Genomic DNA, 7506 nt, shown 5'->3' with positions numbered 1-7506 from the left:
CTAAAATGTCGACCAAGCGTAAGCGTCAACTGCGCGGTAGCAGCTTGCTGCATCCGTCTGACGTGGCAAAAGTCGAGCGCATGCTGCGCCTTCGTTAATTTTAGTCAAGAATAGAGGAAGTAACTCATGGCTCGTGTAAAGCGTGGCGTCATTGCCCGTAAACGTCACAAAAAAATTCTGAAACTTGCTAAAGGCTACTACGGCGCTCGCTCGCGCGTATTCCGTGTTGCCAAGCAAGCGGTAATCAAGGCAGGCCAATACGCCTACCGTGACCGTCGTCAGAAAAAACGTCAGTTCCGCGCTCTGTGGATCGCTCGTATCAACGCTGGTGCACGTATCAACGGTCTGTCCTACAGCCGTTTCATCGCCGGCCTGAAAAAAGCGTCCATCGAGATCGACCGTAAGGTTCTGGCYGATCTGGCAGTGAACGAAAAAGCGGCGTTTGCTGCGATTGTCGAGAAAGCTAAAGCCACCTTGGCTTAAGTACCCCCGACAGTCACCCGGTCTCACCTCTGTGGGGCCAGGTGTTAAACGTCATAAATAGGGGAAGAGCCTTCAAGCTCTTCCCCTATTTTGTATCTGGAGTCTGTACATGGAAAACCTGGATGCGCTCGTCTCTCAAGCACTAGAGGCTGTGCAAAGCGCTGAAGATATCAATGCCCTGGAGCAAATCCGGGTTCACTACCTTGGCAAAAAGGGTGAATTGACTCAGGTGATGAAGACCCTGGGGAATTTGCCGGCAGAAGAGCGTCCGCAAGTCGGTGCGCTGATCAACGTTGCCAAGGAGCGTGTCACAGAGGTTCTCAATGCGCGCAAGGCGTTGTTCGAGGAGGCCGATCTTGCGGCCAAGCTCGCCGCCGAATCCATTGACGTGACCCTGCCTGGCCGCGGCCAGACCTCAGGCGGTCTGCATCCGGTTACCCGGACTCTGGAACGTATCGAGCAGTTCTTCACCCACATTGGCTACGGCATCGCCGAAGGCCCTGAGGTCGAAGACGATTACCACAACTTCGAAGCGCTCAACATCCCAGGCCATCACCCGGCCCGGTCGATGCATGACACCTTCTATTTCAATGCCAACATGTTGCTGCGCACCCATACCTCGCCGGTACAGGTCCGCACCATGGAATCGAAACAGCCGCCGATCCGCATCGTCTGCCCAGGCCGTGTGTACCGCAGCGACTCCGATATCACCCACTCGCCGATGTTCCACCAGGTCGAAGGCCTGCTGGTCGACCGCGATATCAACTTCGCCGACCTGAAAGGGACCATCGAAGAGTTCCTGCGCGTGTTCTTCGAAAAAGAACTTGCCGTGCGTTTCCGCCCTTCGTATTTCCCGTTCACCGAGCCATCCGCTGAAGTCGACATGGAATGCGTGATGTGCAGCGGTAAAGGCTGCCGTGTCTGCAAGCAGACTGGCTGGCTGGAAGTCATGGGCTGCGGCATGGTTCACCCGAACGTGCTGCGTATGTCCGGGATCGACCCGGAAGAGTTTTCGGGCTTTGCCTTCGGCATGGGCGTTGAGCGTCTGGCCATGCTGCGTTACGGCGTGAACGACTTGCGTCTGTTCTTCGACAACGACTTGCGGTTCCTCGCGCAATTTCGCTAGTCGTAACGAATTCTTAGGAGAGCAGGATGAAATTCAGTGAACAATGGCTGCGTGGCTGGGTAAGCCCGCAGGTAAATCGCGACGAGCTGGTTGCTCGTCTGTCGATGGCCGGTCTTGAGGTCGATAGCGTTACGCCGGCCGCCGGTGAATTCAGTGGTGTGGTGGTGGGCGAGGTGCTGMGCACCGAGCAACACCCGGACGCCGACAAGCTGCGCGTTTGCCAGGTCAGCAGTGGCGCGGAGACCTTCCAGGTTGTGTGCGGTGCGCCAAACGTGCGCCCGGGCCTGAAGATCCCGTTCGCCATGATCGGTGCCGAACTGCCAGGCGATTTCAAAATCAAGAAAGCCAAGCTGCGTGGCGTTGAATCCAACGGCATGCTGTGCTCCCAGGCTGAGCTGCAAATTGGCGAAGGCAACGACGGCTTGATGGAATTGCCGGCCGATGCGCCGGTCGGTCAGGACATTCGTGAATACCTGAACCTGGAAGACGCCAGCATCGAGGTCGACCTGACCCCGAACCGCGGTGACTGCCTGTCTCTGGCCGGTCTGGCCCGCGAAGTTGGTGCGCTTTATGCTGCCCCGGTGGTGCGCCCGGCCATTGCCAGCGTTCCTGCCGTGCACGACGAAGTGCGTTCGATCGAAGTGTTGGCGCCGAACGCTTGCCCGCGTTATCTGGGTCGCGTGATCCGTAACGTTGACCTGTCCAAGCCTACGCCACTGTGGATGGTCGAGCGCCTGCGTCGCGCCGACGTGCGTAGCATCGACGCCGCCGTCGACATCACCAACTACGTGATGCTGGAACTGGGCCAACCGCTGCACGCATTCGATCTCGCCGAAATCAATGGCGGCATCCGCGTGCGCATGGCTGAAGATGGCGAGAAGCTGGTGCTGCTCGACGGTCAGGAAGTCAGCCTGCGTAGCGATACGCTGGTGATCGCCGACCACACCCGTGCCTTGGCTATCGCCGGCGTCATGGGGGGCGAGCACAGCGGCGTCAACACCGCGACCACCCGCGATATTTTCCTGGAAAGCGCGTTCTTCGACCAGATTGCCGTCGCTGGCAAGGCGCGTTCCTACGGCCTGCACACCGACGCTTCGCACCGCTACGAGCGTGGCGTGGACTGGAAGCTGGCCCGTGAAGCCATGGAGCGCGCTACTGGCCTGCTGCTGGACATCACCGGTGGCGAAGCCGGCCCGATCGTCGAAACCGTCAGCGAGCAGCATCTGCCGTCGATCGCACCGATCACCCTGCGTGCCCAACGCATCACCCAGATGCTGGGCATGGAAATGGATTCGGCCGAAGTCGAGCGTCTGCTCAGCGCTTTGGGCCTGACCATTACTGCCGATGGGGCAGGGCAGTGGCGCGTTGAAGTGCCAAGCTTCCGTTTCGACATCAGCCTGGAAGTCGACCTGATCGAAGAGCTGGCCCGTCTGTACGGCTACAACCGTCTGCCGGTTCGCTACCCGCAAGCCCGTCTGGCACCACAAGCCAAGGCTGAAGCGCGTAGCGATCTGCCTGAGCTGCGTCGTCTGCTGGTGGCCCGTGGTTATCAGGAAGCGATCACCTACAGCTTCATCGATCCGAAACAGTTCGAGTTGTTTAATCCGGGTGTCGAGCCGCTACTGCTGGCCAACCCGATTTCCAACGACATGGCTGCCATGCGTTCGTCCCTGTGGCCGGGCCTGGTCAAGGCGCTTCAGCACAACCTGAACCGCCAGCAGGATCGCGTCCGCCTGTTCGAAAGCGGTCTGCGTTTCGTTGGTCAGCTGGAAGGCCTGAAGCAAGAGCCGATGCTGGCTGGTGTGGTGTGCGGTAGCCGTCTGCCGGAAGGCTGGGCGCAAGGTCGCGATGTCGTGGATTTCTTCGACGTCAAAGCCGATGTGGAAGCGGTGCTGGGCTTCGCCGGTGCACTGGATGCGTTCACGTTTGTGCCGGGTAAACACCCTGCGTTGCACCCGGGTCAAACCGCGCGCGTCGAGCGTGATGGTCGCCTGGTCGGCTATGTCGGTGCTATCCACCCTGAATTGTCGAAAACCCTCGGTCTCGACCGTCCGGTCTTCGTTTTCGAGCTGGTTCTGGCCGAAGTGGCTTTGGGCAAAATGCCAAAATACAGCGAGTTGTCGCGCTTTCCTGAAGTGCGTCGTGACTTGGCATTGATTGCGGCCACGGACGTGCCGGCCACTGCTGTGCTGGATGTAATCCGTGAAAATGCAGGCGAATGGCTCACGGACCTCAGGCTATTTGACGTGTATCAGGGTAAAGGCATTGATCCTGATAGAAAAAGCCTTGCGGTCGGCTTGACCTGGCAGCATCCATCGCGCACTCTTAATGACGATGAGGTGAATACCGCAACGCAAAACATCCTCACCTCGCTCGAACAAAGGTTGAACGCCACGTTAAGGAAGTGACGTATGGGGGCTTTGACGAAAGCTGAGATGGCGGAACGTCTGTACGAAGAGCTGGGCCTGAACAAGCGGGAGGCCAAGGAATTGGTCGAACTGTTTTTCGAAGAAATCAGGCACGCGCTCGAAGACAACGAACAAGTCAAATTGTCCGGTTTCGGCAATTTCGACCTTCGGGACAAACGCCAGCGGCCTGGCCGCAATCCGAAAACGGGAGAAGAAATCCCGATCACGGCTCGCCGTGTGGTCACCTTTCGTCCAGGGCAGAAGTTGAAGGCCCGAGTTGAGGCTTATGCTGGAACCAAGTCATAACGACGAACTACCCGTCATCCCGGGCAAACGCTACTTCACCATTGGTGAAGTCAGCGAGCTGTGTGCGGTAAAACCACACGTGCTGCGCTACTGGGAGCAGGAGTTTCCTCAACTCAACCCCGTCAAACGCCGCGGAAACCGCCGGTATTATCAGCGCCAGGATGTGCTGATGATCCGGCAGATCCGCGCGCTTCTTTACGATCAGGGGTTCACCATCGGCGGCGCACGCTTGCGTTTGTCCGGCGATGAAGCCAAAGACGACACCACCCAATACAAACAAATGATCCGCCAGATGATCGCCGAGCTGGAAGATGTTCTGGTGGTCCTCAAGAAATAAATTCCTGCTTTTAAATACTTCCAGTTTTCAAAAGCTTGCGATATATTCTTGAGCGTTCCTCGAGATGAGGGACAGAGTCAACGCCTAGTCGGGGCGTAGCGCAGTCCGGTAGCGCACTAGCATGGGGTGCTAGGGGTCGAGTGTTCGAATCACTCCGTCCCGACCATATAATTCAAGGGGTCGCGAGATTTTATCTCGCGACCCCTTTTTGTTTTTAAGTGTTTTTGCCCCTGTCCCGTCCTGAATCAGGTTAACACCTGTCTCAGGACTAGACATTGGCGCTGCCCTCGATCTGTGATGCGTGGAGTACATATGCGCTCCTTCTGGGTTTCCGGGCCAGAAGGGCTCGGGGGGTTATTGCTCCATGATCACCCGGTACCGCTTTTGGTACTCCTCATACGACGGTGCAGATTTATTCAACTGCTGAATTTGCTGCAGCTTCCACTGATCTTTGCTGAGCGGCCCGCCCGGAGCAGAAGTTGCTGCAGTGTCGGCAACGGGCGCGGTGGCGGCCGGTGTAGTGGAAGAGCTAGAGGTGTTGAGGTTACCCAAGCATTGGTATTGGACAACTATCTGACCTGCAATGCAGGTACCGTAGCCATTCATMTGGTTGCAGTGCTGGGTTTTTCCTCCAAAGGCCTCTGCATCGGAGTAACCCCACAACGCGCATTTTGATTTAGCAATGCTCTGGGCTTGCTCGACTCGAACCACAGGGGTCTCAAACTGCTGGAAGTCATATGCCATATCAACGACGCCATCAGCTCGGCTTCCCCCTTTGGCGTAAAAGTCCTTGTTAGTGGCGCAACCCGCGAGGGTTGCTGACAATGCGAGGGCGAGAGCTACTGATAACTTGCGGGCAACAGGGGGCGATGCTGAGAAGGTCATATATGGACTCCGTTCATCTTTAGAGCAGTCCGCAAACTCCGCGGTTCATTACTGTACTGTAGGCGGAGGCCGAGCATTCTGTAGTCTTCAACGATAAACAGAGGCTATTTATTCAATCTGCCTTTGTGCCGTTTCTGTGGCGATTGTATGCACCCTCGCCACAGGGCACGACGATTACTCCTTCAATTCGACGTGATCCAGTGCCTGGTTCACCGCCAGTTCACCGAGCATGACCACTTGGGCGATGCCCAGCAGGGTCTTGCGACGTGAGGTCTCCAGCAACGCTGCGAAATTGTTGAGCATGAGGGTGGCCGAGCCGAGTGTTTCGCTGGCGTTGGCCAGCAGGGATTCGGTGTTGTACTTCGGGTTGGCGAAGTACATAGGCTCGGGTTCGTTTGTGGAGGCCATGATCTGAGCAGCCGGGTTTAGGTAGTGGTCGAGGGCGCGCTCGGCGGCTTCGTGTAGCTTTTTGGAATCGAGGGATTCGTACGGAGATGTCGGGTCTGTGATCGGCGGATTGGGTGTAGGTTTGAACATAGATGAAACTCCTCATGCCATAAGTAAGGAGCCATCCACCCTCGCTACCAAACGGGGTGGCGGCCATGCGCAGGTTGGTAGACCGGGACATGAGGAGGCCGGCGCACCCGAAGGTGCCCTGTGCATGACCACCATAAAACCGAGACGACAAAACGCCGCGAATGGTGATGCTGTGCAAATCTCATGTACGGGCTACCAAACCCGATCACTGTTTTTCAGTGACCGGGAAACGATAAAAGCCGCAGCCAAAGCGCACAAGCCGGCGGATTCTGGCGCAGGCGTAGGCAACGACGCAAGGCGTTGTAGCCTCGATGAAGTAACACCGGGTGTACTTAAACACGCAGCTAAACATCCAGGGTAAGGCGAGCGGATATACAGAGYTACGGCCTGCCTACGCACCAGGCTGGTAATATTCAGCAACTGCCGCCGCATAGGTGGCAACGGGTATCATTAGGCAGAACGGTGTTCCCGGCACATCAGACCACCACATTCCCTTACTACGACGAAAGAGCTAAATCCCCATGAAAATGACTGTTAGCTGCACGTTTCAGATTACTGGCTGGGACGAGAAGCCGTCTCAAGAACTTGAGGACACTCCGAAACTCTCACACGCCAAAGTCACGCAGTCCTATTCTGGCGCCATCGAGGGAACAAGTAGCGTCGAATACCTCATGTCTTATAGCGTCGACGGCACAGCTAGCTTTGTTGGTTTTGAGCGGATTTGTGGTGTGGTAGCAGGTAAGAGCGGAACATTTGTTGTTCGGCATTCGGGATCATTTTCGGAGGGAAAGGCACGCAGCACTTGGAGTGTCGTGAAGGGGGCAGGCACGGGGGATCTAGTCAATCTTAGCGGTAATGGTAACTACGTTGCTGGTCATGGTGAGCCGGCACAAGTGTCATTTGAATATTCGTTTGAACCTGACAGCTAAAGTGTATTGGCTGGACGCATCCACTCTGGCACAGCGATGCGATTATGGGTGGGGGGTGTCCATCCCATTGCTTACGAAAGATCAGCCTTAAAGTCGTCAGCCTCATAATCACAGAAACCCAGCGAGGCTGGAATTCCAGCCCCGCAGCACCAAGACATTGATCCTATTTTTGGCTGAGCGCCGCTATCGATACTCCCGAAGCGACGAAGGTGAGTCCTGCCCCTACGTTCAGGCCATTTACCAGCCGTGGGCTCTGACGCAAAAATCGGGACAGTACAGTGGCAAATACGCCCATAAGCGCGAATCCCACTGCCGTAAGTGCGGCGAACCATATGCCGTACACCAGCATCTRCACGCTCACTGAGCCGCGTTGTGGGTCGACGAACTGCGGGATGAACGCAAGGACGAAAAACCCAGGCTTCGGATTGAGTGCTGCCGAGAGTAATCCCGTGAGGAAAATGCTCGGCAGTGATTGCCGAGTCGCTGGCTGGAAGC

General features: G+C 56.8%; 10 protein-coding genes and 1 tRNA gene. 8 read left to right on the top strand and 3 right to left on the bottom strand.

Annotated features, from left to right (window positions below; genetic code table 11):
- The 7 genes from AC1DLB_RS15685 to AC1DLB_RS15655 all read left to right on the top strand — a co-directional run.
- The coding region (locus AC1DLB_RS15685; RefSeq protein WP_477785244.1) for a bL35 family ribosomal protein at positions 1 to 98 on the top strand (98 nt) is incomplete at its 5' end.
- 28 nt (positions 99 to 126) lie between these two features.
- Positions 127 to 483 (top strand): 50S ribosomal protein L20, encoded by a 357-nt coding sequence (gene rplT, locus AC1DLB_RS15680; protein WP_007905879.1) that lies wholly within the window; start codon positions 127 to 129, stop codon positions 481 to 483.
- Between the two features lie 109 nt (positions 484 to 592).
- On the top strand, positions 593 to 1609 hold the full coding sequence (gene pheS, locus AC1DLB_RS15675) for a phenylalanine--tRNA ligase subunit alpha (protein ID WP_007940232.1): 1017 nt from the start codon (positions 593 to 595) through the stop codon (positions 1607 to 1609).
- 26 nt (positions 1610 to 1635) lie between these two features.
- Entirely contained in the window at positions 1636 to 4017 is a 2382-nt protein-coding gene (gene pheT / locus AC1DLB_RS15670) for a phenylalanine--tRNA ligase subunit beta (protein ID WP_477785243.1), read from the top strand.
- Positions 4018 to 4020: 3 nt separating this feature from the next.
- Positions 4021 to 4323: an integration host factor subunit alpha gene (gene ihfA / locus AC1DLB_RS15665; RefSeq protein WP_002553164.1), complete on the top strand. Its 303-nt coding sequence runs from the start codon at positions 4021 to 4023 to the stop codon at positions 4321 to 4323.
- The gene (locus tag AC1DLB_RS15660) at positions 4304 to 4660 is read left to right on the top strand and encodes a MerR family transcriptional regulator (RefSeq protein ID WP_003179985.1); all 357 of its coding nucleotides are present in this window, start codon (positions 4304 to 4306) and stop codon (positions 4658 to 4660) included. Before ihfA ends, AC1DLB_RS15660 begins: the two co-directional genes overlap by 20 nt.
- Before the next feature lie 89 nt (positions 4661 to 4749).
- A tRNA-Pro gene (locus AC1DLB_RS15655) sits at positions 4750 to 4826 on the top strand.
- Positions 4827 to 5014: 188 nt separating this feature from the next.
- Here the strand turns inward: AC1DLB_RS15655 and yecR are convergent.
- Positions 5015 to 5545 carry a YecR family lipoprotein gene (gene yecR, locus AC1DLB_RS15650; RefSeq protein WP_477785242.1) on the bottom strand — a complete coding sequence of 177 codons (531 nt, stop codon included), beginning with the start codon at positions 5543 to 5545 and terminating at the stop codon, positions 5015 to 5017.
- Positions 5546 to 5719: 174 nt separating this feature from the next.
- On the bottom strand, positions 5720 to 6082 hold the full coding sequence (locus tag AC1DLB_RS15645) for a DUF6124 family protein (RefSeq protein WP_477744342.1): 363 nt from the start codon (positions 6080 to 6082) through the stop codon (positions 5720 to 5722).
- A gap of 521 nt (positions 6083 to 6603) precedes the next feature.
- Between AC1DLB_RS15645 and AC1DLB_RS15640 the strand changes: the two genes are divergently transcribed.
- Positions 6604 to 7011: a DUF3224 domain-containing protein gene (locus tag AC1DLB_RS15640; protein WP_477744341.1), complete on the top strand. Its 408-nt coding sequence runs from the start codon at positions 6604 to 6606 to the stop codon at positions 7009 to 7011.
- A gap of 163 nt (positions 7012 to 7174) precedes the next feature.
- On the opposite strand, the gene AC1DLB_RS15635 is transcribed toward AC1DLB_RS15640, so the two are convergent.
- On the bottom strand, positions 7175 to 7506 hold a 332-nt coding region (locus AC1DLB_RS15635), incomplete at its 5' end, for a LysE family translocator (RefSeq protein ID WP_477785241.1).

Source organism: Pseudomonas sp. 05N434, from assembly GCF_056396965.1.
The sequence above is the reverse complement of the archived record's forward strand: the minus strand, read 5'-3'. Positions and strand labels throughout refer to the sequence as shown.